The sequence below is a fragment of the Klebsiella ornithinolytica genome, assembly GCF_030505655.1.
GTDB lineage: Bacteria > Pseudomonadota > Gammaproteobacteria > Enterobacterales > Enterobacteriaceae > Klebsiella > Klebsiella ornithinolytica.
Genome location: NZ_CP130153.1, coordinates 4,644,367 through 4,667,189, shown reverse-complemented (window position 1 = coordinate 4,667,189; position 22,823 = coordinate 4,644,367). Strand labels below are relative to the sequence as shown.

Here is a 22,823-nt window from a genome sequence, read left to right as displayed (position 1 = left end):
GCGTGTTCACCCCGGTCACATAGTTATCTATGCTCCCGGGGATTCACCCGCTTGCCGCCTTGATGCAACCCGAATGATTTTGTGTATACACGCTTCATCCTTCGCGCTGCCTCTGCGTTAGCATCGCGTGTTCACCCCGGTCACATAGTTATCTATGCTCCTGGGGATTCACCCGCTTGCCGCCTTGATGCAACCCGAATGATTTTGTGTACGTATATCAGCACCCCGTTGAGAACGGCGATAGTGTAATGATTTTGTGAACTGACGGAAAGCGCTTCAGCGCCTGCCGGGAGTGCTATCAGGGATCCGGCGGCGCGAACCATGCGGATTTGAAATCAAACCAGCCGAGCGTATTCATTCTTACGCCGCGCATACTGCGCTGCCCCTGGATCATCAGCCAGTGGTGGATCAGCGGCACGATGGTTTGATTGGCCAGCTGCTGCTGGCTCCAGGTGGCCGGGTTTAGCTCGCCTGCGTGCCAGCGACGGGCATCCTGCTCCCAGTCGACAGGAATACAATGCCGTATCAGCGGGACCTCATACAGCAAGGCAAACAGAGAAAAATCAATCGGCAGGGTAAAGTTGGCGCTGTTCAACCAGACATCGCTGACCACCTCGCCGCGGTGCCACTCTTCGTAGTCCAGCTCCTGAATCTCCAGCTTGACCTGATGCTCCGCCAGCAGTGTTGCCATGATCCCGCCCATCACGCGGTGTTCGACGTGATCCCGGTAGTAGGTGAGGGTGACAGACTCCAGTCCCGGCGGTTTTTCACAGGCATGACTGCGGGCATGGTGCCAGCGGGGCAGCAGACCGTAGGCCGGGAACCAGTTGCCCTGATACTGTTCACCGGCGTGATAAAGCAGATTGGCGGGCTGTAACAGATAGCTGAGCCACTGACGAACCGCGAGGTTGCTGCCGAGGGGGCTGCGGGCATCAAACAGCAGATAGTAGCACCCTTCTTCCAGCCGGCTCTCAACCGCTTTCTCACTTTGCGTGGTCCCCTGTAGCGTCAGGCCGCCGTTGGGCTCTTCGCTAATCTCTGGCAGGACCCAGACGTTAACTTCATCAATTAACGCCCGGTAGCCGAAATAATCGTCAAAAGCATGGATCTTCAGCTGGTTTTGATTGTTGCGAACCACCGCATAAGGCCCGGTACCTACCGGCATTGCAGAGAAATTCTCCATCGACTGCCATTCACGCGGCAATACGACAGCCGACACCTGGCCGAGCAGCCACGGTAGCCAGCGATCGGGTTGCGTCAGATGTACATCCAGCGTCCAGGCGGTGGGGGAGGCAATACGTTCGATATGTGAGTAGAGCGGCAGACTGTTGCTGCGCTGCAACGAAGCAATGACATCCTCCATCTCCAGCTCTCTCCCGTGGTGAAAATGAATGCCGGGGCGGAGAAAAAAGCGCCAGTGGGTGGGCGAAAGCTGCTGCCAGTGGTGCGCAATGTCGGCTTCCAGTTCCCCGTTTTCCTCATTTACCCGCGTTAATGCGCTGAAGATCTGCCTGGCGATATGATTTTCCGAGCGGCGCAGCGCGCTGCCGGGGAGCAGGTTTTTCATCGGTCGGTAGTAGAGTACGCGCAGAATATGCCGCCCCTGACGGAAGCTGCGGCCCAGATGCGAGACCAGCATCTGACGCACCGCGGCCTTGTCGCCCACCAGCTGGACCAGTTGATCGATACGATCCTGTTCCAGCAGATCCTCGGCCCGCTGCTGCTGCAGCGCCAGGCCGGTATAGAGGAAAGCCAGCTTTGAACGCTTGCCGCGCCCGGCCTCCGCTTCCCAGGTTAACCAGCCGCGTTCTTCCATCATATTCAGCAACGTACGCATATGGCGGCGCGAGCAGCAGAGCATTTCCGCCAGTTCGTTAAGGGTTGTCTCCTGCGATTTACCTTCGCAGCACTGCCATAAGCGGATGAACTGTTGTTGCAGACGAGCAGAAGACATAAAAGGGGAACTCCTGATGAAAACTCAGCAATTTATTAATCCCTATATTAGGCCAATAATGCATTCCGATGAAGCGAGGAGGTGAATATGATGAGGTCTACCGCGAAACAGTTCTACCAACGCTACTTTTCTGCGACGCAGGACGCGTCATGGCTGGCCCGCCTGATGGCAGGGAGACAGCAGAAGATTCTTGGCGAGCTGATGCAGTGGGGAGTTACGTCACAGACCTCTGATCATTGACTTGCCCACATCATGTGTGACTGAGTATTGGTGTGTACTTATCCTCTTTCAGACCCAGGCCAGTTGACTGAACCATAACGTTTCGGTCGCCAGCCTGTCACTTGAAACAGATAGAGTATAAAATCACCCGCCAGCAGATGACTTCTGCTGGCTTTTTTCGTTTTCTTCGCGTGCTTTAAGGACATGACATGCTCTGGTTGATGACGATGGGACGGCGGCTTAACGGTGTATACGCGGCGTTTATGCTGGTCGCTTTTATGATGGGTATTGCGGGCGCGCTGCAGGCGCCAACCCTCAGCTTGTTCCTCAGCCGCGAAGTGGGCGCACAGCCTTTCTGGGTCGGCCTGTTTTATACCGTTAACGCGATCGCCGGTATTCTGGTGAGCCTGGCGCTGGCGAAACGTTCCGATAGCCAGGGGGATCGCCGCCGGCTGATCATGTTCTGCTGTCTGATGGCGGTGGGCAACGCGCTACTGTTTGCTTTTAACCGTCACTACTTAACATTGATCACCTGCGGTGTGATGCTGGCGTCGATTGCCAATGCCGCGATGCCCCAGCTGTTCGCCCTGGCGCGGGAATATGCCGATAGTTCGGCGCGGGAAGTGGTGATGTTCAGCTCGGTGATGCGTGCGCAGCTGTCGCTGGCGTGGGTGATCGGACCGCCGCTGGCCTTCATGCTGGCGCTGAACTATGGCTTTACCACCATGTTCTCGATTGCGGCCGGTATTTTCGTCATTAGCCTGGCGTTAATTGCCGTCAAGCTGCCGTCGGTTGCCCGAGTGGAGCAGCCTGCGGAAGCGGCGGGCGTCGTAGTGCAGGCCGGCGGCTGGCAAGATAAAAACGTACGTATGTTGTTTATCGCGTCGACGCTGATGTGGACCTGCAACACCATGTATATCATCGATATGCCGCTGTGGATCAGTAGCGATCTTGGCTTGCCGGATAGCCTGGCCGGGATCCTGATGGGCACGGCGGCCGGGCTGGAAATCCCGGCGATGATCCTGGCGGGGTATTACGTCAAGCGCTGGGGCAAACGTAAAATGATGGTCGCCGCGGTGGCTGCCGGCGTGCTGTTCTATCTTGGCCTGATTGTGTTCCACGAACGTACCGCGCTGCTGGCGCTGCAGCTGTTCAACGCCATTTTTATCGGTATTGTCGCCGGGATTGGCATGCTGTGGTTCCAGGACCTGATGCCTGGACGGGCCGGGGCCGCCACCACGCTGTTTACCAACAGTATTTCCACCGGAGTGATTCTCGCCGGCGTGCTGCAGGGAGCGCTATCGCAAAACTATGGCCACGCCAGCGTGTACTGGGTCATTGCCGCCATCTCGCTGCTGACGCTGTTTCTGACCAGCAAAGTCAAAGATATTTAGCCAGGCGCCGCACCGCAGATTGCTGCGATGCGGCGTGCTTTCAGGACAGAATATTCATCATTTCCCGCAGCTGACGCACGGCAATTTGTCCGGGTGCCGATGCCTGGCCCACGCTGCCAAACGTCATCGCTGAGCCGAACAGGCGTCCGGTGACCCGGCTGACGCCGCCCAGTTTGCCCATCGACATCGTGATTAACGGGCGGGTGGCGTACCGTTCTTTCATGACCAGAGTGGCAGACAGTAATGTCAGCACGTCTTGCGGCGACTGAGGCATGACCGCGATTTTCGGCAGATCGGCGCCCAGCTCCTGCATGCGGCGTAGCCGGGCGATAATCTCTTCCTGCGCCGGTGTTGTTTGGAAATCATGATTGCTCATAATCACTTTTACCCCGGCGGCATGAGCTTCATCGATCAGCGCCCGGATCGGCATTTCGTCATTGAAGAGCTCAATATCAATGATGTCCACCAGCCCGCTGGCAACGGCCAGACGGTTGAGTGCGAAGTACGCGTCATCGCCGATCTCCGTTTCACCTCCCTCTTTGTGGCTGCGGAAGGTGAACAGCAGCGGTATATCGGCGAGCAGCCGGCGAATCTCCGTCAGCGCCAGCAGGACCTGATCCCGATCGCCGACAGAGGTAAAATGGTCGACACGCCATTCGATAAGATCGGCTCCGGCCTCCGCCAGCGTGCGGGCATGGGCTTTCAGCTCGTCGAGCGTCTGGCCGATTAGCGGCACGCAAATTAACGTGGTGCCTTCCTGGAAGGTGATATTTTTAATGGTGACAGCTGTCGTCATGTGAGGGTCCATCGGTCAGGGCGGGCTCTTTTCTTGCCGTAAGCCGCGCGAAAAACCTAAAAAAATGCCCGGTCACAAGGACCGGGCTCGGGGATCAACGGCGTGGTTAGTTCATAAAGGCCGGCAGTTTGTTTTCGTAGGCTGAAATCGCCTCTTCGTGCTGCAGCGTCAGACCGATGCTATCAAGTCCGTTGAGCATACAGTGGCGACGGAAGGCATCAATTTTAAAGCTGTAGGTTTTGTCGCCCGCTTTCACCACTTCGGATTCCAGATCCACTTCGAACGTCATACCGGGGTTCGCCTGAACCAGCTTGAACATCTCGTCGACCTGTTCATCGCTCAGCGTCACCGGCAGCAGCTGGTTGTTAAAGCTGTTACCGTAAAAGATATCGGCGAAGCTGGGGGCGATAACCACTTTAAAACCGTAATCGGTCAATGCCCACGGCGCGTGCTCACGGGAGGAGCCGCAGCCGAAGTTTTCCCGCGCCAGCAGGATCGATGCGCCTTTATACTCCGGGAAGTTAAGGACGAATTCCGGGTTTGGCTGTTGTCCACGATCGTCAAGAAAACGCCAGTCGTTGAACAGATGCGCGCCAAAACCGGTGCGCGTCACTTTCTGCAGGAACTGCTTAGGAATGATCGCATCGGTATCGACGTTTGCGGCATCCAGCGGAACCACCAGGCCCGTATGTTGGGTAAATTTCTCTGCCATGATGGTCTCCTTATTTGATGTCGCGAATATCGGCGAAATGGCCGGTCACGGCTGCCGCTGCGGCCATAGCCGGGCTGACTAAGTGGGTACGTCCGCCGCGGCCCTGACGGCCTTCAAAGTTACGGTTGCTGGTTGATGCGCAGCGCTCGCCAGGATTCAGGCGATCGTTGTTCATGGCCAGGCACATGGAGCAGCCCGGCAGACGCCATTCAAAACCGGCTTCGATAAAGATCTTATCCAGACCTTCGGCTTCCGCCTGAGCTTTCACCGGGCCAGAACCCGGGACCACCAATGCCTGCACGCCCGGCGCGACTTTGCGGCCTTTAGCGACTTCGGCCGCGGCGCGCAAATCTTCAATACGCGAGTTGGTACAGGAGCCGATGAACACTTTATCGATAGCCACGTCGGTTAACGGGATACCCGGTTTCAGGCCCATATAGGCCAGCGCTTTTTCCGCGCTCGCCCGCTCGACCGGATCGGCGAAAGAGGCCGGGTCGGGAATCATCTCGTTAACGGAAATGACCTGACCTGGGTTTGTACCCCAGGTAACCTGCGGGGCAATCTCTTCTGCCTGCAGGGTCACGACGGTGTCAAAGGTGGCGTCAGCGTCTGTTTTCAGGGTTTTCCAGTATTCAACAGCCGCGTCGAAGTCCTGGCCTTTTGGCGCGTGCAAACGACCCTTCACATAGTTAAAGGTGGTTTCATCCGGCGCGACCAGACCTGCTTTCGCACCCATTTCGATGGCCATATTGCACAGCGTCATACGACCTTCCATGCTCAGATCGCGAATGGCTTCACCGCAGAACTCCACCACGTGGCCGGTGCCGCCGGCGCTACCGGTTTTGCCAATAATGGCCAGCACGATATCTTTAGCGGTGATGCCCGGCGCTGCTTTGCCATTCACTTCAATCTTCATGGTCCTGGCACGGCCCTGCTTCAGGGTCTGAGTCGCCAGGACGTGCTCAACTTCGGAGGTGCCGATACCAAAAGCCAGCGCGCCAAATGCGCCGTGAGTGGCGGTGTGGGAATCGCCGCAGACGATGGTCATCCCCGGCAGGGTCACGCCCTGTTCCGGCCCCATCACGTGGACGATACCCTGATACGGGTGGTTCAGATCGTACAGCTCAACGCCGAACTCCTGGCAGTTTTTGATCAGCTCCTGCATCTGAATGCGCGCCATTTCGCCGGACGCGTTGATATCTTTCGTCTGGGTAGAAACGTTATGGTCCATGGTGGCGAAGGTTTTACCCGGCTGACGAACCTGACGGTTGTGCGCGCGCAGGCCGTCAAAGGCCTGTGGTGAGGTCACTTCATGCACCAGATGACGGTCGATATACAGCAGCGGGGTTTCGTTTTGCGCTTCATAAACAACATGCGCATCAAACAACTTTTCGTATAAGGTCTTCGCCATGATTACACCCCTTCAGCGACATAGCGGGCAATGATATCGCCCATTTCATCGGTACTGACCGCCGCCGTGCCGCGCGCTAAATCGCCGGTACGCACGCCTTCTTCTAATGCACGGTTGATCGCACTCTCAATCGCTGTTGCCGCGTTATCGGCATCCAGGCTGTAGCGCAGCAAAAGCGCCAGAGAGAGGATCTGCGCGATAGGGTTGGCGATATTTTTACCAGCGATATCCGGAGCTGAGCCGCCTGCCGGTTCATACAGACCAAAACCTTGTTCATTGAGGCTGGCCGACGGCAGCATGCCCATTGAGCCGGTGATCATGGCGCATTCGTCAGACAGGATGTCGCCGAACAGGTTGGAACACAGCAAAACGTCAAACTGGGACGGGTCTTTAATCAGCTGCATGGTGGCGTTGTCGATGTACATATGCGCCAGCTCAACGTCCGGGTATTCTTTGGCGATCTCGCTGACCACTTCGCGCCACAGAATAGATGACTGCAGAACGTTCGCTTTATCGATAGAAGTCACTTTATTACGCCGTTTGCGTGCGGACTGAAACGCGATATGCGCGATGCGCTCGATTTCAAAGCGATGATAGACCTCGGTATCAAATGCTTTTTCGTGTTGACCGCTGCCCTCGCGGCCTTTCGGCTGGCCGAAGTAGATCCCGCCGGTTAATTCGCGGACGCACAGAATGTCGAAGCCGTTTGCCGCGATATCCGCACGCAGCGGGCAAAACTCTTCCAGCCCCTGGTACAGCTTCGCCGGACGCAGGTTGCTGAACAGTTTGAAATGTTTACGCAGCGGCAGCAGCGCGCCGCGCTCCGGCTGACCGGCCGGCGGCAGATGTTCCCATTTCGGGCCGCCTACGGAGCCGAACAGAATCGCATCGGCCTGCTCACAGCCTTCTACCGTCGCCTGCGGCAGCGGGGTACCCTGACGGTCGATAGCGATGCCGCCGACGTCATACTGACTGGTGGTAATGCGCATATCAAAACGGTGACGAACGGCTTCCAGTACTTTCATCGCCTGGTTCATGACTTCCGGGCCAATGCCATCACCTGGCAAAACAGCAATATGGTAATTCTTCGACATTACACGGTTTCCTTCTTGTTCTCGTTATTTTGAGCTTTGCGTTGCAACTCTTTTTCGACTTCTGCTGCGCGCCAGATATTGTTCAGCACGTGGACCATGGCTTTCGCAGAGGATTCAACGATATCCGTCGCCAGACCGACGCCGTGGAAGCGGCGACCGTTGTAGGTTACGACGATATCTACCTGACCCAGCGCGTCTTTGCCCTGACCTTTGGCGTTCAGGTCATATTTGACCAGCTCCACGTCATAGCCGGTGATACGGTTGATAGCCTGATAAATAGCGTCGACCGGGCCGTTGCCGTTAGCGGCTTCTGCTTTGGTCTCTTCACCGCAGACCAGTTTTACGGAGGCCGTGGCGATATCGCTGGAGCCTGACTGCACGCTGAAGTAATCCAGGCGGAAATGCTCCGGCTCTTCCTGCTGTTTGTTGATGAACGCCAGCGCTTCCAGATCGTAATCAAAGACCTGGCCTTTTTTGTCTGCCAGCTTCAGGAAGGCGTCGTAGAGGTGATCCATGTTGTAGTCGGTATCTTTGTAGCCCATCTCTTCCATACGGTGTTTCACTGCCGCACGGCCGGAGCGGGAAGTCAGGTTCAGCTGCACCTGATTCAGACCGATCGATTCCGGGGTCATGATTTCGTAGTTTTCGCGGTTCTTCAGCACGCCGTCCTGGTGGATGCCGGAGGAGTGGGCGAAGGCGCCGGTACCGACGATGGCTTTGTTGGCCGGAATGGGCATATTGCAAATCTGGCTGACGGTCTGGCTGGTACGCCAGATTTCGTTGTGATTAATGCCGGTGCGGACATCCATAATGTCTTTGCGCACCTTGATGGCCATAATCACTTCTTCCAGCGAACAGTTGCCCGCGCGCTCGCCGATACCGTTCATGGCGCCTTCAACCTGGCGAGCACCGGCGTGGACCGCGGCAATCGCGTTACCGACGGCCAGGCCTAAATCGTCATGGGTGTGCACGGAGATGATGGCTTTGTCGATATTCGGGACGCGATCGTACAGGCCGGTAATGATACTGGAGAACTCAAACGGCATGGTATAGCCGACGGTGTCCGGGATATTAATCGTGGTGGCGCCGGCGTTGATGGCGGCTTCGACCACGCGCGCCAGATCGGCGATCGGCGTACGGCCCGCATCTTCACAGGAGAATTCGACGTCGTCGGTATAGTTGCGTGCGCGTTTGATCATATAGATTGCGCGCTCAATGACCTCATCCAGGGTGCTACGCAGCTTGGTGGCGATGTGCATCGGCGAGGTGGCGATAAAGGTATGAATTCGGAACGCTTCGGCGACTTTTAAGGATTCTGCCGCCACATCAATGTCTTTCTCGACGCAACGAGCCAGGGCGCAGACGCGGCTGTTTTTGATGGTGCGTGCGATGGTTTGTACGGACTCGAAGTCGCCAGGAGATGAGACCGGGAAGCCGACTTCCATCACATCAACGCCCATCCGCTCCAGGGCCATCGCAATCTGCAGCTTCTCTTTCACGCTCAGGCTGGCCTGTAACGCTTGCTCCCCGTCACGTAAGGTCGTATCGAAAATAATGACTTGCTGGCTCATGGTTTAGATCCTTAATCGGTGTCCTGGGCGCCTTGCTTACGAGCATAAAAAAACCCGCGCAACGGCGCGGGTTTTATAGTCTTGCTGGAAGATGACTTAACGCTGAACGTCGCCCAACAGCCTACCGCGCATAGTGGGTGCGTTTAGTAGTAGTAGGCCGGTGAAACGAGTGGTGCGAATCATTGCGTCATGCTCCAGATGAAATCGATATGCTTTTAGAGTTACTGGATACGCGTTTTGATGTCAACCCCTGGGCAATAAAAACCGCTTTTTACCTCACAATGGAATTAGTGTATTGTTCTGAGAAATGGCCTTATTTGCCGAGAATTATTTTCCAATTCACTCTGGCAGACTCTCAGTTAACGCTGCCGCTGCGATTGACTTTTCCCTTCTTGCCGCGTCACCGCCCGACATGGGTTGGAATTATCTTAATTACAACCATTGGTTTATCGGTCTTATGAATATATTGATTTAAGTATTGTGAGAACGTCAATGATAATAAGCAGATAGTGCAGGTTGACGCTGAGTCAATGCATTGAAAAACGCTTAAATTAACGTTGGCGATGGGGAGTGTAGCGTTTTTTCTGCCAGTTATGTATTCCTTTAACGCTATCCACTCATCAATGGGCTTTCAGGCCTTTAGGATTTTTTCTGATAATTTAACGGAGGTCCGTGCAACTAATGGTTTTGATATATTCCTAAAATGCATTCTTGCTCTTTTGTATGTGACATATGTATGGTAAATGATATTTCCTTTGCTCATTGCCGCATTTTAATAAAGGGAATTTATCTGATGGTGGAGTTAGATATGATAATTGAAACCTCTGAACCTGAACCCGCCCTCGAAAGAGGAATGATTAAACCTCAGCTTAGAACGGTCGATCTTAATCTGCTTACCGTTTTTGATGCGGTCATGCAGGAACAAAATATTACGCGGGCGGCGCATTCGCTGGGGATGTCTCAGCCTGCGGTGAGTAATGCCGTAGCGCGACTAAAAGTAATGTTTAACGATGAGCTGTTTGTACGGTATGGGCGGGGTATTCAGCCGACGGCTCGTGCATTTCAGCTATTTGGCTCAATACGCCAGGCGCTGCAGCTGGTGCAAAATGAGTTGCCGGGTTCCGATTTTGAGCCGATAAGCAGTGAGCGCGTATTTAATCTCTGCATTTGCAGCCCGTTAGATAACTATCTTACTTCGATTATATTTAACAAAGTTAACGAAGTTGCACCAAATATTCATTTGATTTTTAAAGCATCTCTTAATCAAAACACCGAGCATCAATTACGTTATCAGGAAATAGAGTTTGTGGTTGGCTATGAGGAGTTTCGCCGCCCCGAGTTTGCCTGTGTGCCCTTGTTTAAAGATGAAATGATATTAGTAGCCAGCTGTAAACACCCGCGTATTTCCGGACCGGTGACGGAAGCGGATATTTATCGCGAAGAACATGCGGTTGTGGCTTTGGATCGCTATGCTTCGTTTAGCCTTCCCTGGTATAGCTCTGTCAATAAACAGACGCAAATTGCATATCAAGGGAATGCTATGGTCAGCGTGCTTAATGTGGTATCACAAACCCACATGGTGGCCATTGCCCCGAGCTGGCTGGCGAGGGAGTATGCAGAAAAGCTGAACCTGCAATTATTGCCGTTACCGCTAAAAGTGAATAACCGCACCTGTTTTCTTTCCTGGCATGAGGCCGCCGGTAGAGATAAAGGTCATCAGTGGATGCAGGATCTGCTGGTGCGAATTTGCCAGCGCTAAATATAGCTGTGCCTGAGCGGGAGCGCTCGCTCTCGCTTTATGTGATCAAAACCACAAAATATAGAATTTTATCCTGTTTGCCGCTCTTTGCCAGGGCGTGCAGCAAGTGAAAAATGGATGAATTTCTGTCATCAGACAATTTGTCCGAGTAATTTCAGCGCTCGTTTCTTATTTATGAAGCTTTCAACCACATTTCATATCAAATTCTTATCTTTTATTCTTTTGGCGGCTGACATGCGCCTGAGGTCGCTAATTGCCTGCCCGTTGGCGAGCAGTTATGGTAAGAGCACGCAGTCCATTCACCTCAATGGCCAGGAGCCGATTCCTGGCATTGTGCGAACGCGCGGAAATTGAATTCTGCTGTCGTTAGAAACAATAAGCCTGGAGGCAAACCATGGAGATGTTGTCAGGAGCCGAGATGGTCGTCCAATCGCTTGTCGATCAGGGCGTCAAGCAAGTATTCGGCTACCCCGGAGGCGCGGTCCTCGATATCTATGATGCATTACATACCCTGGGGGGTATTGACCATATTCTGGTGCGCCACGAGCAGGCGGCAGTGCATATGGCGGATGGCCTTGCCCGAGCGACCGGTGAAGTAGGGGTTGTGCTGGTGACTTCGGGCCCGGGCGCGACGAATGCCATTACCGGTATTGCCACGGCATACATGGATTCTGTTCCGCTGGTGATTCTCTCCGGGCAGGTCGCGACTTCCTTGATTGGTTATGATGCCTTCCAGGAGTGCGATATGGTCGGCATCTCCCGGCCGGTGGTGAAACACAGCTTTCTGGTCAAGCAGACGGAAGATATTCCCGGCGTGCTGAAAAAAGCGTTCTGGCTGGCTGCCAGCGGGCGTCCTGGTCCGGTGGTCGTTGATTTACCAAAAGATATCCTCAATCCGGCGAACAAGCTGCCGTACGCGTGGCCGGATAGCGTCAGCATGCGTTCTTACAACCCGACGACCAGCGGTCATAAAGGGCAAATTAAACGCGCTCTGCAGACGCTGGTGGCGGCAAAACATCCGGTTGTCTACGTCGGCGGCGGGGCGATTAACGCCGGATGTGAAGAACAGCTGCGTACCCTGGTAGAAAAACTGAATCTGCCGGTTGCTTCATCGCTGATGGGACTCGGTGCCTTTCCGGCCAGCCATTCCCAGGCGTTAGGTATGCTGGGGATGCATGGAACGTATGAAGCCAACATGACGATGCATCACTCCGATGTCATCTTTGCCGTCGGCGTGCGTTTTGACGATCGCACGACCAACAATCTGGCGAAGTACTGCCCGAATGCGACGGTGCTGCATATTGATATCGATCCGACGTCCATTTCGAAGACGGTTCCGGCAGATGTGCCGATCGTTGGCGATGCGCGTCAGGTCCTGGAGCAGATGCTTGAGCTACTTGAGCAGGAAGAAGCGCAGCAGCCGCTGGATGAGATCCGCGACTGGTGGCAGCAGATAGCGCAGTGGCGCGCGCGCTATTGTCTGCAATACGACACCCAAAGCGGCAAGATCAAACCGCAGGCCGTCATCGAGACCATCTGGCGCCTGACCAACGGCGATGCCTATGTGACCTCCGATGTTGGTCAGCACCAGATGTTTGCCGCCCTTTACTATCCTTTCGACAAGCCAAGACGTTGGATTAACTCAGGTGGTCTCGGCACGATGGGTTTCGGTTTGCCCGCTGCACTCGGCGTGAAGATGGCCTTACCGGAAGAAACGGTCGTTTGCGTGACCGGCGATGGCAGTATTCAGATGAATATTCAGGAGCTTTCCACCGCGCTGCAGTATGAGCTGCCGGTGCTGGTGTTGAATCTGAACAACCGCTACCTCGGAATGGTGAAGCAGTGGCAGGATATGATCTATTCCGGTCGCCATTCACAATCTTATATGGAGTCGCTCCCGGATTTCGTCCGGCTTGCGGAAGCCTATGGGCACGTAGGGATTCGCATCAGCGAGCCGCAGGAGCTGGAGTCTAAGCTGGCCGAAGCGCTGGAACAGGTGCGTAATCATCGTCTGGTGTTCGTTGATGTGACGGTGGACGGCAGCGAGCATGTGTATCCCATGCAGATCCGCGGCGGCGGCATGGATGAGATGTGGTTGAGCAAAACGGAGAGAACCTGATTATGCGCCGGATATTATCTGTCTTACTGGAAAACGAATCAGGCGCCTTATCACGCGTCATCGGCCTTTTCGCACAGCGCGGGTATAACATTGAAAGCCTGACGGTGGCCCCCACCGACGATCCAACGCTTTCGAGAATGACTATCCAGACCGTTGGCGATGAGAAAGCGATCGAGCAAATTGAAAAACAGCTGCATAAGCTGGTGGATGTACTGCGTGTCAGCGAGCTGGGGCAGAATTCGCACGTTGAGCGTGAAATTATGCTGGTGAAAGTCCAGGCGAGCGGTTTTGGCCGTGAAGAGGTGAAGCGCAACACGGAGATTTTCCGCGGGCAAATCATCGATGTCACGCCGTCACTGTATACCGTCCAGCTGGTAGGGACCAGCGATAAACTGGATGCCTTTATTGCTTCGTTACGCGACGTTGCGCGGATTGTTGAAGTGGCACGCTCCGGTGTGGTAGGACTCTCGCGCGGCGACAAAATCATGCGCTGAGTCCCTGAAACTGACGTAAAAATAGCCCGACACAATCTGTCGGGTTATTTTTTTGCGAAATCGGTGGGAACTGTAGACAAAACCGGTTGCTGCGCTAACTATTCTGCGTTTAGATGTTATGAAAATGAATCCATAGCTGAAGAAAGGTTATGTTCTGTACTCATTACCCAAGGGGCAATTGTGAAACTGGATGAAATCGCCCGGCTGGCCGGTGTCTCGCGTACCACCGCTAGCTATGTGATTAACGGTAAAGCGAAACAGTACCGCGTCAGCGACAAAACGGTCGAAAAGGTGATGGCCGTCGTTCGTGAGCACAACTACCATCCGAATGCGGTCGCTGCTGGCTTGCGTGCAGGACGCACGCGTTCTATTGGTCTGGTGATTCCCGATCTGGAAAATACCAGCTATACCCGTATTGCTAACTATCTTGAGCGTCAGGCGCGCCAGCGCGGCTATCAGCTGCTGATCGCCTGTTCGGAAGATCAGCCTGACAACGAGATGCGCTGCATTGAGCATCTGCTACAGCGCCAGGTGGATGCCATTATCGTCTCGACGTCATTACCGCCTGAGCACCCGTTCTATCAACGCTGGGCCAACGATCCTTTCCCGATTGTCGCCCTGGATCGCGCGCTCGATCGCGAGCACTTCACCAGCGTTGTTGGCGCCGATCAGGATGACGCCGAAATGCTGGCCGCTGAACTGCGCAAATTCCCGGGGGAAAACGTCCTGTATCTTGGTGCGCTACCGGAGCTGTCGGTCAGTTTCCTGCGTGAACAGGGCTTCCGTACCGCGTGGAATGACGATCCGCGTGAAGTGCAGTATCTGTACGCCAACAGCTTTGAACGCGAAGCGGCAGGGCAGTTGTTTGATAAATGGCTGGAAACGCATCCCATGCCGCAGGCGCTGTTCACCACCTCATTTCCGCTGTTGCAGGGGGTGATGGATGTGACGCTGCGTCGGGAAGGGAAGCTGCCGTCCGAACTGGCTATTGCGACCTTCGGCGACAATGAGCTGCTCGACTTCCTGCAGTGTCCGGTACTGGCCGTGGCCCAGCGCCACCGCGATGTGGCGGAACGCGTGCTGGAAATTGTCCTCGCCAGCCTTGATGAGCCGCGTAAGCCAAAACCAGGATTAAGCCGTATCCGTCGTAATTTGTATCGCCGGGGAAGTTTGAACCGTCGCTGATGCGCCAGGCTTTCGATCGCCGGCCTCTGCGTGTGTCAAAAACCCGGAAAAGAGTGGCGTGACTCGCCAGACGAAAGTCGTCTGGCGATAATCCGTACAAATTACCATAAAAAAGTAAATTTGAATCGCTTTCAGACAAATCCCTAAACTTCTTTACGCATTATTTTGTTTTATTCTGGAGTTACCGCTTTCCGGCCCCCGTTAGCGATAAAAAAAAGTTAAATCAGTCTTTATTTGTATTATTTTGTTACATTCATTAAGTTAATCGCTGAATTAACACTCATTTTACGGCTCATCACCCGCTCATCTCCCCGCAACCCGCGACAAGAGTGCTTCTCTGACGGTAACAGGCACTGTTAACGGACATCATAATCGCCTAAAATGCCGCTCGCGTCGCAAACTGACACTTTATATTTTCCCACCGAAGATATTTTGTTGCTTTTAACTGTTACGAATTTGTTGGTTGTTTTCTTACACGTATTCATAGCGTTAATTTGCCTCGTTTGTTGATGATTATTTCATCAGGCCTAATATCGGCTGCAAATAATGGGTTTTTGAGCTTCGTTGGTATTCGTGCTGGCTTGACAAGCTTTTCCTCCGCTCCGTAAACTCCTTCTGGTGGGAATTTGTGGGTTAAAGTGGCGAAAAGGGGTGAGGCTGGCATGTTCCGTGGGGCAACGTTAGTCAATCTCGACAGCAAAGGCCGTCTGGCCGTACCGACGCGTTACCGCGACGGGCTGATCGAAGACGCTTCCGGTCAACTGGTTTGTACCATTGACATTCATCACCCGTGCCTGCTGCTTTACCCCTTGCCTGAATGGGAAATCATCGAGCAAAAATTGTCGCGTTTATCGAGCATGAATCCCGTTGAGCGGCGCGTCCAGCGCCTGCTTTTGGGTCATGCCAGCGAATGTCAGATGGATAATGCCGGGCGTCTCCTGATTGCGCCGGTGTTACGGCAGCATGCCGGGCTGACAAAAGAAGTGATGCTGGTCGGACAGTTCAATAAGTTTGAACTGTGGGATGAAACGACCTGGTATCAACGGGTCAAGGAAGATATCGACGCTGAGCAGTCGTCGACCGACGCGTTGTCGGAGCGTCTGCAGGATTTGTCTCTATAACATGATGGAAAATTTTAAACACACGACGGTACTTCTGGATGAAGCGGTTAACGGCCTGAATATTCGTCCGGATGGTATCTACATTGATGGGACCTTTGGTCGCGGTGGACACTCGCGCCTGATCCTTTCCCAACTGGGAGCGGAAGGACGCTTGCTGGCTATCGATCGCGATCCGCAGGCTATCGCCGTGGCGAAGACCATCGATGACCCTCGCTTTTCCATCGTACATGGACCTTTCTCTGCGCTGGCTGATTATGTGAGTGAGCGCGGACTAACTGGCAAGATCGACGGTATTCTTCTCGATCTTGGTGTCTCTTCACCTCAGCTTGATGATGCCGAGCGTGGCTTCTCGTTTATGCGCGATGGTCCGCTGGATATGCGTATGGACCCCACTCGCGGCCAGTCTGCCGCCGAGTGGTTGCAGACGGCGGACGAAGCGGATATCGCCTGGGTGATTAAAACCTTTGGCGAAGAGCGCTTCGGTAAGCGCATCGCGCGCGCCATCGTTGAGCGTAACCGTATCGAGCCCATGACCCGTACGAAAGAGCTGGCGGAAGTGGTGACGGCGGCGACGCCGGTGAAGGACAAATTCAAACATCCCGCGACCCGTACCTTCCAGGCGGTGCGCATCTGGGTGAACAGTGAACTGGAGGAGATAGAGCAGGCGCTAAAAAGCTCGCTCAGCGTGCTGGCCCCGGGCGGGCGGCTTTCGATCATCAGTTTCCACTCGCTGGAAGACCGTATTGTGAAGCGCTTCATGCGTGAGCAAAGCCGCGGTCCGCAGGTTCCGGCCGGGTTACCAATGACCGAAGAGCAGCTCAAAAAACTGGGTGGCCGTGAGTTGCGAGCACTAGGCAAGTTGATGCCGGGCGAAGAAGAGGTGGCAGAGAATCCACGGGCCCGTAGTTCAGTTCTGCGCATTGCAGAGAGGACGAACGCATGATCGGCAGAGTGACAGAAGCCTTAAGCAAAGTTAAAGGATCGTTAGGAAGCAACGAGCGCCATGCCTTGCCTGGCGTTATCGGGGACGATCTTCTGCGGTTTGGGAAGCTGCCACTCTGCCTGTTCATTTGCATCATCATTACGGCGATTACCGTGGTGACGACGGCTCACCATACCCGTCTGCTAACCGCGCAGCGTGAACAACTGGTTCTGGAACGTGACGCGCTGGATATTGAATGGCGAAACCTGATCCTCGAAGAGAACGCGCTCGGCGATCATAGTCGGGTTGAGCGGATCGCGACCGAGAAGTTGCAGATGCAACACGTTGATCCATCACAAGAAAATATCGTTGTACAAAAATAAGGATTATTGCGACGCATGAAAGCAGCGCCGAAAACGCTAAAACCAAAACGTCAGGAAGAACAGGCCAGCTTTATTAGCTGGCGTTTTGCGTTGCTGTGCGGGTGTATTTTAATCGCGCTGGGTTTCCTGCTGGGTCGCGTGGCCTGGCTACAGGTGATCAGCCCGGACATGCTGGTTCGTCAGGGTGATATGCGTTCTTTACGCGTGCAGGAAGTCTCCACCGCCCGCGGAATGATTACCGACCGCTCCGGCCGCCCGCTGGCGGTGAGCGTGCCGGTGAAGGCTATCTGGGCGGATCCGAAAGAGCTGCACGATGCCGGCGGTGTCACTCTCGATAACCGCTGGAAGGCGTTGGCCGATGCGTTAAACATGCCGCTGGATCAGCTGGCATCGCGCATCAACACCAATCCGAGAATGCGTTTTATCTATCTGGCGCGTCAGGTTAATCCTGATATGGCGGATTACATCAAGAAGCTGAAGCTGCCAGGGATTCACATGCGCGAAGAGTCGCGCCGTTACTACCCGTCAGGTGAAGTTACCGCTCACCTCATTGGCTTCACCAACGTGGATAGCCAGGGGATTGAAGGCGTCGAGAAGAGCTTTGATAAATGGCTGACGGGTCAACCCGGGGAACGCATCGTGCGTAAAGACCGCTACGGCCGCGTTATTGAAGATATCTCCTCTACCGACAGCCAGGCCGCGCACAATCTGGCGTTGAGTATCGATGAGCGTCTGCAGGCGTTAGTTTATCGTGAACTGAATAATGCCGTGGCGTTTAACAAAGCCGAATCGGGGAGTGCGGTTCTGGTCGATGTCAGCACTGGCGAAGTGCTGGCGATGGCGAACAGCCCCTCTTATAACCCGAATAATTTCTCCGGTACGGCGAAAGACATCATGCGTAACCGCGCCATCACCGACGTGTTTGAACCGGGTTCGACGGTCAAGCCAATGGTGGTGATGACGGCACTACAGCGCGGCATTGTGAACGAAAATACCGTGCTGAATACCATTCCTTACCGGATTAACGGCCACGAGATCAAAGACGTGGCGCGCTATAGCGAATTGACCCTGACCGGGGTATTACAGAAGTCGAGTAACGTCGGTGTCTCCAAACTGGCGTTAGCGATGCCGTCCTCAGCGTTAGTAGATACTTACTCACGTTTTGGACTCGGAAAAGCGACCAATTTGGGGTTGGTCGGAGAACGCAGTGGCTTATATCCTCAAAAACAACGGTGGTCTGACATAGAGAGGGCCACCTTTTCTTTCGGCTACGGGCTAATGGTAACGCCGTTACAGTTAGCGCGAGTCTATGCAACGATCGGCAGCTATGGCATCTATCGCCCGCTGTCGATTACCAAAGTTGATCCACCGGTTCCCGGTGAGCGCGTGTTCCCGGAACCTCTCGTTCGTACCGTCGTGCATATGATGGAAAGCGTGGCGCTGCCCGGTGGCGGCGGCGTGAAGGCGGCCATTAAAGGCTACCGCATTGCGATCAAAACCGGTACGGCGAAGAAAGTGGGGCCAGATGGCCGCTACATCAACAAATATATTGCTTACACCGCAGGCGTTGCGCCCGCCAGCCACCCGCGTTTTGCGCTGGTGGTGGTGATCAACGACCCGCAGGCGGGTAAATACTACGGCGGCGCCGTTTCCGCGCCGGTCTTCGGTGCCATCATGGGCGGCGTACTGCGCACCATGAACATCGAGCCGGATGCGTTGGCAACGGGCGAAAAAAGTGAATTTGTGATTAATCAAGGCGAGGGAACAGGTGGCAGATCGTAATTTGCGCGACCTTCTCGCTCCGTGGGTGCCAAATGCGCCGGAGCGAATTCTGCGAGAGATGACGCTGGACAGCCGGGTGGCTGCTTCCGGCGATCTCTTTGTCGCGGTATTAGGTCATCAGGCGGACGGGCGTCGTTATATCCCGCAGGCGATAGCGCAAGGTGTTGCTGCCATTATTGCAGAGGCCAAAGATGAGGCTGCTGACGGCGAAATCCGTGAAATGCACGGCGTGCCGGTCATTTATCTCAGCCAGCTCAACGAGCGCTTATCCGCGCTGGCCGGGCGTTTTTACCATCAGCCTTCAGAGCAACTGCGCCTGATTGGCGTCACCGGTACCAACGGTAAAACCACCACCACGCAGCTGCTGGCGCAGTGGGCCAGCTTGCTTGGCGAAACCAGTGCGGTGATGGGAACAGTTGGCAACGGTCTGCTGGACAAGGTAATTCCGACGGAAAATACCACCGGTTCAGCAGTCGATGTTCAGCACGTGCTTTCAGGCCTGGCAGGGCAGGGCGCTACCTTCGCGGCCATGGAAGTCTCTTCCCACGGTCTGGTTCAGCACCGCGTGGCGGCGCTGCAGTTTGCCGCATCGGTCTTTACAAACCTGAGCCGCGATCACCTGGATTATCACGGTGATATGGAACATTACGAAGCGGCAAAATGGCTGCTTTATTCCACCCATCATTGCGGACAGGCTATCGTCAACGCCGATGATGAAGTGGGCCGCCGCTGGCTGGCGAAGCTGCCGGACGCGGTTGCCGTATCGATGGAAGATCGTATTAACCCGGACTGTCACGGCCGCTGGCTGAAGGCTACGGCGGTGAACTATCACGATAGCGGGGCCACCATCCAGTTTGATTCCAGCTGGGGCAAGGGCGAAGTTGAAAGCCGCCTGATGGGCGCCTTTAACGTCAGCAACCTACTGCTGGCGCTGGCCACGCTGCTGGCCCTGGGCTATCCGCTGGCTGAGCTGCTGAAAACCGCGGCTCGTCTGCAGCCGGTCTGTGGCCGTATGGAAGTGTTCAGCGCGCCGGGTAAACCGACCGTGGTGGTGGATTATGCCCATACCCCGGATGCGCTGGAAAAAGCGCTCCAGGCGGCGCGTCTGCATTGTAACGGCAAGCTGTGGTGCGTCTTCGGCTGCGGCGGCGATCGCGATAAGGGCAAACGTCCGCTGATGGGCGCCATCGCCGAAGAGTTTGCCGATATTGTTGTGGTGACCGATGACAACCCGCGCACCGAAGAGCCTCGCGCCATCATCAACGATATCCTCGCTGGTATGGTTGACGCCGGACACGCGAAGGTGAAAGAAGGCCGGGCTGAAGCGGTGACAAACGCCGTGATGCAGGCTGCCGAGGGGGATGTCGTACTGGTCGCTGGCAAAGGTCATGAGGATTACCAGATTGTTGGCAACCGTCGTCTTGACTACTCCGATCGCGTCACCGTAGCCCGTCTGCTGGGAGCGGTAGCATGATTCGCTTGATGTTAAGCCAGCTCGCCGACGTGACGCGCGGTGAACTGCATGGTCGCGATCTGGCCGTCGATGAGGTCACGTCGGATACCCGTAAGATTACGGCAGGCTGCCTGTTCGTTGCCTTAAAGGGCGAGCGTTTTGATGCTCACGATTTCGCGGAGCAGGCGAAAGAAGCCGGCGCCGGCGCGCTGTTGGTCAGCCGTCAGCTGGAGTGTGATTTACCTCAGGTGGTGGTGAAAGATACCCGCCTGGCCTTTGGCGAGCTGGCGGCGTGGGTTCGTCAGCAGGTGCCGGCCCGCGTTGTGGCGCTGACCGGCTCTTCCGGGAAAACGTCGGTGAAAGAGATGACGGCGGCGATTCTCGGTCAGTGCGGCAATACGCTCTATACCGCCGGCAACCTGAATAATGACATTGGCGTCCCGATGACGCTGCTGCGCCTGACTCCAGAGCATCGCTATGCGGTAATCGAATTAGGCGCTAACCATCAGGGCGAAATTGCCTGGACCGTCAGCCTGACGCGCCCGGAAGCTGCCCTGGTCAACAATCTGGCCGCCGCTCACCTTGAAGGCTTCGGCTCCCTGGCGGGCGTGGCGAAAGCGAAGGGCGAAATATTTACCGGTCTGCCGGAAAATGGCATTGCCATCCTGAATGCTGACAATAACGACTGGCTGAACTGGCAAAGCGTGATTGGCGCACGCAAGGTATGGCGTTTCTCGCCGAATGCGGCCAACAGCGATTTTGCGGCTAGCCAGATTCATATTACCAGCCACGGGACAGAATTTACGCTGCAAACCCCGATGGGAAGCGTGGATGTTCTGCTGCCGCTGCCGGGTCGCCACAATATCGCCAACGCGCTGGCTGCTGCCTCGCTGGCGATGGCGGTGGGCGCCGACTTAAATGCGGTGAAAGCCGGTCTGGCGCAGCTGAAAGCGGTGCCGGGACGGCTGTTTCCCATTACGCTCGCCGAAAACCAGCTGCTGCTTGATGATTCCTACAATGCCAACGTCGGTTCAATGACTGCCGCAGTGCAGGTGCTGTCCGAGATGCCGGGCTACCGGGTGCTGGTCGTGGGTGATATGGCCGAGCTGGGTACGGAAAGCGAGGCATGCCATCGTCAGGTTGGCGAAGCGGCAAAAGCGGCAGGGCTTGATCGGGTACTCAGCACCGGCGTGCTGAGCGCAGAAATTAGCCGCGCCAGCGGCGTGGGCGAGCATCTCAGCGATAAAGCATCGCTGGTGGCCCGACTACGCGAGCTGACGGCGGAACACAAGATCATCACCATTTTAGTGAAGGGTTCACGTAGTGCCGCCATGGAAGAGGTAGTACGCGCATTACAGGAGAATGGAACATGTTAGTATGGCTGGCCGAACATCTGGTCAAATATTATTCCGGCTTTAACGTCTTTTCCTATCTGACGTTTCGCGCCATCGTCAGCCTGCTGACCGCGCTGTTCATCTCTTTGTGGATGGGTCCGCGCATGATCGCCCGTCTGCAAAAACTCTCCTTCGGTCAGGTCGTACGTAGCGACGGCCCGGAATCGCATTTCAGCAAGAAAGGTACCCCAACCATGGGCGGGATCATGATCCTGACCGCCATTGTGGTCTCTGTCCTGCTGTGGGCCTATCCGTCCAACCCGTACGTATGGTGTGTGCTGACCGTGCTGATAGGCTACGGCATCATCGGTTTCGTCGATGACTACCGTAAGGTCGTGCGTAAAGACACCAAAGGGTTGATCGCCCGCTGGAAGTACTTCTGGATGTCGGTGATTGCGCTGGGCGTTGCGTTTGCGCTGTATATGGCCGGTAAAGATACGCCAGCGACTCAGCTGGTTGTACCGTTCTTTAAAGACATCATGCCTCAGCTGGGGCTCTTGTACATTCTGCTGGCCTACTTCGTGATTGTCGGTACCGGCAATGCGGTCAACCTGACCGATGGTCTTGATGGCCTGGCGATTATGCCGACCGTATTTGTGGCGGCGGGCTTCGCGCTGGTGGCATGGGCAACGGGCAACATGAACTTTGCCAACTATCTGCATATCCCTTATCTGCGCCACGCCGGGGAACTGGTCATCGTCTGTACGGCGATCGTGGGCGCGGGTCTCGGTTTTCTGTGGTTCAACACCTATCCGGCGCAGGTCTTTATGGGCGATGTCGGTTCCCTGGCTCTCGGCGGCGCGCTGGGCATCATTGCCGTGCTGCTGCGTCAGGAGTTCCTGCTGGTGATTATGGGTGGCGTATTCGTGGTGGAGACTCTGTCGGTTATTTTGCAGGTCGGTTCCTTCAAGCTGCGCGGTCAGCGCATCTTCCGTATGGCGCCGATTCACCACCACTATGAACTGAAGGGCTGGCCGGAGCCGCGCGTTATCGTGCGCTTCTGGATTATTTCGCTGATGCTGGTGCTGATTGGCCTGGCGACGCTGAAGGTACGTTAATC

Annotated in this window: 20 protein-coding genes; 13 read left to right on the top strand and 7 right to left on the bottom strand. The window is 55.3% G+C overall.

Features of this window, described 5'->3' with window-relative positions; translation table 11 throughout:
• Positions 1 to 298 precede the first annotated feature (298 nt).
• Positions 299 to 1,954: an HTH-type transcriptional regulator SgrR gene (sgrR, locus tag Q1L34_RS22155; protein WP_327204285.1), complete on the bottom strand. Its 1,656-nt coding sequence runs from the start codon at positions 1,952 to 1,954 to the stop codon at positions 299 to 301.
• Positions 1,955 to 2,041: 87 nt separating this feature from the next.
• On the opposite strand from sgrR, the gene sgrT reads away from it, so the two are divergent.
• Both sgrT and Q1L34_RS22145 read left to right on the top strand, forming a co-directional pair.
• Positions 2,042 to 2,194, top strand: a complete 153-nt coding sequence (gene sgrT / locus Q1L34_RS22150) for a glucose uptake inhibitor SgrT (RefSeq protein ID WP_004857824.1) — start codon at positions 2,042 to 2,044, stop codon at positions 2,192 to 2,194.
• A gap of 188 nt (positions 2,195 to 2,382) precedes the next feature.
• The gene (locus tag Q1L34_RS22145) at positions 2,383 to 3,567 is read left to right on the top strand and encodes a sugar efflux transporter (RefSeq protein ID WP_004857826.1); all 1,185 of its coding nucleotides are present in this window, start codon (positions 2,383 to 2,385) and stop codon (positions 3,565 to 3,567) included.
• Between the two features lie 40 nt (positions 3,568 to 3,607).
• Here Q1L34_RS22145 and aroD read toward each other — a convergent pair whose 3' ends face one another.
• The 6 genes from aroD to leuL all read right to left on the bottom strand — a co-directional run bounded on the left by aroD (position 3,608) and on the right by leuL (position 9,334).
• A complete protein-coding gene (aroD, locus tag Q1L34_RS22140; protein ID WP_044023567.1) occupies positions 3,608 to 4,363 on the bottom strand; it encodes a type I 3-dehydroquinate dehydratase in 756 nt (251 codons plus the stop codon).
• 106 nt (positions 4,364 to 4,469) lie between these two features.
• On the bottom strand, positions 4,470 to 5,075 hold the full coding sequence (gene leuD / locus Q1L34_RS22135) for a 3-isopropylmalate dehydratase small subunit (RefSeq protein ID WP_004857830.1): 606 nt from the start codon (positions 5,073 to 5,075) through the stop codon (positions 4,470 to 4,472).
• A gap of 10 nt (positions 5,076 to 5,085) precedes the next feature.
• Positions 5,086 to 6,486, bottom strand: coding sequence for a 3-isopropylmalate dehydratase large subunit (gene leuC / locus Q1L34_RS22130; RefSeq protein WP_004857832.1), 1,401 nt, complete (start codon positions 6,484 to 6,486; stop codon positions 5,086 to 5,088).
• Between the two features lie 2 nt (positions 6,487 to 6,488).
• Entirely contained in the window at positions 6,489 to 7,580 is a 1,092-nt protein-coding gene (gene leuB / locus Q1L34_RS22125) for a 3-isopropylmalate dehydrogenase (protein WP_004857834.1), read from the bottom strand.
• The gene (gene leuA / locus Q1L34_RS22120; protein ID WP_004857836.1) at positions 7,580 to 9,151 is read right to left on the bottom strand and encodes a 2-isopropylmalate synthase; all 1,572 of its coding nucleotides are present in this window, start codon (positions 9,149 to 9,151) and stop codon (positions 7,580 to 7,582) included. Before leuA ends, leuB begins: the two co-directional genes overlap by 1 nt.
• Before the next feature lie 96 nt (positions 9,152 to 9,247).
• On the bottom strand, positions 9,248 to 9,334 hold the full coding sequence (gene leuL, locus Q1L34_RS22115; protein ID WP_327204589.1) for a leu operon leader peptide: 87 nt from the start codon (positions 9,332 to 9,334) through the stop codon (positions 9,248 to 9,250).
• Positions 9,335 to 9,941: 607 nt separating this feature from the next.
• On the opposite strand from leuL, the gene leuO reads away from it, so the two are divergent.
• The 11 genes from leuO (at position 9,942) to mraY (ending at position 22,821) form a co-directional block, all read left to right on the top strand.
• The gene (leuO, locus tag Q1L34_RS22110; protein WP_086817614.1) at positions 9,942 to 10,910 is read left to right on the top strand and encodes a transcriptional regulator LeuO; all 969 of its coding nucleotides are present in this window, start codon (positions 9,942 to 9,944) and stop codon (positions 10,908 to 10,910) included.
• Positions 10,911 to 11,304: 394 nt separating this feature from the next.
• Positions 11,305 to 13,029: an acetolactate synthase 3 large subunit gene (gene ilvI / locus Q1L34_RS22105; RefSeq protein ID WP_327204284.1), complete on the top strand. Its 1,725-nt coding sequence runs from the start codon at positions 11,305 to 11,307 to the stop codon at positions 13,027 to 13,029.
• A 2-nt stretch (positions 13,030 to 13,031) separates the two neighbouring features.
• Entirely contained in the window at positions 13,032 to 13,523 is a 492-nt protein-coding gene (gene ilvN, locus Q1L34_RS22100) for an acetolactate synthase small subunit (RefSeq protein WP_004857843.1), read from the top strand.
• 180 nt (positions 13,524 to 13,703) lie between these two features.
• Positions 13,704 to 14,708 (top strand): catabolite repressor/activator, encoded by a 1,005-nt coding sequence (gene cra / locus Q1L34_RS22095; RefSeq protein WP_128318773.1) that lies wholly within the window; start codon positions 13,704 to 13,706, stop codon positions 14,706 to 14,708.
• Positions 14,709 to 15,370: 662 nt separating this feature from the next.
• Entirely contained in the window at positions 15,371 to 15,829 is a 459-nt protein-coding gene (gene mraZ / locus Q1L34_RS22090; RefSeq protein WP_004857850.1) for a division/cell wall cluster transcriptional repressor MraZ, read from the top strand.
• A gap of 1 nt (position 15,830) precedes the next feature.
• A complete protein-coding gene (gene rsmH / locus Q1L34_RS22085; RefSeq protein WP_004857852.1) occupies positions 15,831 to 16,772 on the top strand; it encodes a 16S rRNA (cytosine(1402)-N(4))-methyltransferase RsmH in 942 nt (313 codons plus the stop codon).
• Positions 16,769 to 17,134, top strand: coding sequence for a cell division protein FtsL (gene ftsL, locus Q1L34_RS22080; protein WP_004857854.1), 366 nt, complete (start codon positions 16,769 to 16,771; stop codon positions 17,132 to 17,134). The genes rsmH and ftsL overlap by 4 nt, the downstream gene beginning before the upstream one ends.
• 15 nt (positions 17,135 to 17,149) lie before the next feature.
• A complete protein-coding gene (locus Q1L34_RS22075) occupies positions 17,150 to 18,916 on the top strand; it encodes a peptidoglycan glycosyltransferase FtsI (protein WP_004857856.1) in 1,767 nt (588 codons plus the stop codon).
• Positions 18,903 to 20,390, top strand: a complete 1,488-nt coding sequence (murE, locus tag Q1L34_RS22070) for a UDP-N-acetylmuramoyl-L-alanyl-D-glutamate--2,6-diaminopimelate ligase (RefSeq protein ID WP_015585164.1) — start codon at positions 18,903 to 18,905, stop codon at positions 20,388 to 20,390. Before Q1L34_RS22075 ends, murE begins: the two co-directional genes overlap by 14 nt.
• On the top strand, positions 20,387 to 21,745 hold the full coding sequence (gene murF, locus Q1L34_RS22065; protein WP_069476245.1) for a UDP-N-acetylmuramoyl-tripeptide--D-alanyl-D-alanine ligase: 1,359 nt from the start codon (positions 20,387 to 20,389) through the stop codon (positions 21,743 to 21,745). The genes murE and murF overlap by 4 nt, the downstream gene beginning before the upstream one ends.
• Positions 21,739 to 22,821 (top strand): phospho-N-acetylmuramoyl-pentapeptide-transferase, encoded by a 1,083-nt coding sequence (gene mraY / locus Q1L34_RS22060; protein WP_004857865.1) that lies wholly within the window; start codon positions 21,739 to 21,741, stop codon positions 22,819 to 22,821. Before murF ends, mraY begins: the two co-directional genes overlap by 7 nt.
• Positions 22,822 to 22,823 lie beyond the last annotated feature (2 nt).

Excerpts from the sequence above, each read along its gene's own strand:
- sgrR (WP_327204285.1), bottom strand. The coding sequence starts at position 1,954 with ATGTCTTCTGCTCGTCTGCAACAACAGTTCATCCGCTTATGGCAGTGC.
- sgrT (WP_004857824.1), top strand. The coding sequence starts at position 2,042 with ATGATGAGGTCTACCGCGAAACAGTTCTACCAACGCTACTTTTCTGCG.
- Q1L34_RS22145 (WP_004857826.1), top strand. The coding sequence starts at position 2,383 with ATGCTCTGGTTGATGACGATGGGACGGCGGCTTAACGGTGTATACGCG.
- aroD (WP_044023567.1), bottom strand. The coding sequence starts at position 4,363 with ATGACGACAGCTGTCACCATTAAAAATATCACCTTCCAGGAAGGCACC.
- leuD (WP_004857830.1), bottom strand. The coding sequence starts at position 5,075 with ATGGCAGAGAAATTTACCCAACATACGGGCCTGGTGGTTCCGCTGGAT.
- leuC (WP_004857832.1), bottom strand. The coding sequence starts at position 6,486 with ATGGCGAAGACCTTATACGAAAAGTTGTTTGATGCGCATGTTGTTTAT.
- leuB (WP_004857834.1), bottom strand. The coding sequence starts at position 7,580 with ATGTCGAAGAATTACCATATTGCTGTTTTGCCAGGTGATGGCATTGGC.
- leuA (WP_004857836.1), bottom strand. The coding sequence starts at position 9,151 with ATGAGCCAGCAAGTCATTATTTTCGATACGACCTTACGTGACGGGGAG.
- leuL (WP_327204589.1), bottom strand. The coding sequence starts at position 9,334 with ATGATTCGCACCACTCGTTTCACCGGCCTACTACTACTAAACGCACCC.
- ilvI (WP_327204284.1), top strand. The coding sequence starts at position 11,305 with ATGGAGATGTTGTCAGGAGCCGAGATGGTCGTCCAATCGCTTGTCGAT.
- ilvN (WP_004857843.1), top strand. The coding sequence starts at position 13,032 with ATGCGCCGGATATTATCTGTCTTACTGGAAAACGAATCAGGCGCCTTA.
- mraZ (WP_004857850.1), top strand. The coding sequence starts at position 15,371 with ATGTTCCGTGGGGCAACGTTAGTCAATCTCGACAGCAAAGGCCGTCTG.
- rsmH (WP_004857852.1), top strand. The coding sequence starts at position 15,831 with ATGATGGAAAATTTTAAACACACGACGGTACTTCTGGATGAAGCGGTT.
- ftsL (WP_004857854.1), top strand. The coding sequence starts at position 16,769 with ATGATCGGCAGAGTGACAGAAGCCTTAAGCAAAGTTAAAGGATCGTTA.
- Q1L34_RS22075 (WP_004857856.1), top strand. The coding sequence starts at position 17,150 with ATGAAAGCAGCGCCGAAAACGCTAAAACCAAAACGTCAGGAAGAACAG.
- murF (WP_069476245.1), top strand. The coding sequence starts at position 20,387 with ATGATTCGCTTGATGTTAAGCCAGCTCGCCGACGTGACGCGCGGTGAA.
- mraY (WP_004857865.1), top strand. The coding sequence starts at position 21,739 with ATGTTAGTATGGCTGGCCGAACATCTGGTCAAATATTATTCCGGCTTT.